Below are 1,365 nucleotides of genomic sequence, written 5' to 3' on the forward strand. Positions count from 1 at the left end.
GAAGTGGATGATCCTATGCTGTCGAGAAAAGCCTCTAGCGAGTTTCATGGCGGCCCGTACCCCAAACCGACTCAGGTGGTCAGGTAGAGAATACCGAGGCGTTCGGGTGAACTATGGTTAAGGAACTCGGCAAAATGCCCCCGTAACTTCGGGAGAAGGGGGGCCATTCCTGGTGATGGGTCTTGCACTCTGAGCTGGGGGTGGCCGCAGAGACCAGCGAGAAGCGACTGTTTACTAAAAACACAGGTCCGTGCGAAGCCGTAAGGCGATGTATACGGACTGACGCCTGCCCGGTGCTGGAACGTTAAGGGGACCGGTTAGTCTGGATTCGTCCGGGCGAAGCTGAGAACTTAAGCGCCAGTAAACGGCGGTGGTAACTATAACCATCCTAAGGTAGCGAAATTCCTTGTCGGGTAAGTTCCGACCTGCACGAATGGCGTAACGACTTCTCGACTGTCTCAACCATAGGCCCGGTGAAATTGCATTACGAGTAAAGATGCTCGTTTCGCGCAGCAGGACGGAAAGACCCCGGGACCTTTACTATAGCTTGATATTGGTGTTCGGTTCGGCTTGTGTAGGATAGGTGGGAGACTTTGAAGCAGCAACGCCAGTTGTTGTGGAGTCGCCGTTGAAATACCACTCTGGTCGTGCTGGATGTCTAACCTGGGTCCGTGATCCGGATCAGGGACAGTGTCTGGTGGGTAGTTTAACTGGGGCGGTTGCCTCCTAAAGGGTAACGGAGGCGCCCAAAGGTTCCCTCAGCCTGGTTGGCAATCAGGTGTTGAGTGTAAGTGCACAAGGGAGCTTGACTGTGAGACTGACGGGTCGAGCAGGTACGAAAGTAGGGACTAGTGATCCGGCGGTGGCTTGTGGAAGCGCCGTCGCTCAACGGATAAAAGGTACCCCGGGGATAACAGGCTGATCTTCCCCAAGAGTCCATATCGACGGGATGGTTTGGCACCTCGATGTCGGCTCGTCGCATCCTGGGGCTGGAGTAGGTCCCAAGGGTTGGGCTGTTCGCCCATTAAAGCGGTACGCGAGCTGGGTTTAGAACGTCGTGAGACAGTTCGGTCCCTATCCGCTGTGCGCGTAGGAGTGTTGAGAAGGGCTGTCCCTAGTACGAGAGGACCGGGACGGACGAACCTCTGGTGTGCCAGTTGTTCTGCCAAGGGCATGGCTGGTTGGCTACGTTCGGGAGGGATAACCGCTGAAAGCATCTAAGCGGGAAGCCTGCTTCGAGATGAGCACTCCCACCTCCTTGAGAGGGTAAGGCTCCCAGTAGACGACTGGGTTGATAGGCCGGATATGGAAGCCCTGTGAGGGGTGGAGTTGACCGGTACTAATAGGCCGAGGGCTTGTCCTCAG

The 1,365-nt window shown here is 56.0% G+C and carries 1 rRNA gene; it reads left to right on the plus strand.

Annotation, left to right across the window (positions count from 1 at the left end):
* Positions 1-1,363, plus strand: a 23S ribosomal RNA gene (locus tag ACWDAK_RS41285); the annotation flags it as partial.
* Positions 1,364-1,365: the final 2 nt, after the last annotated feature.

The organism is Kitasatospora sp. NPDC001175 (genome assembly GCF_053598215.1).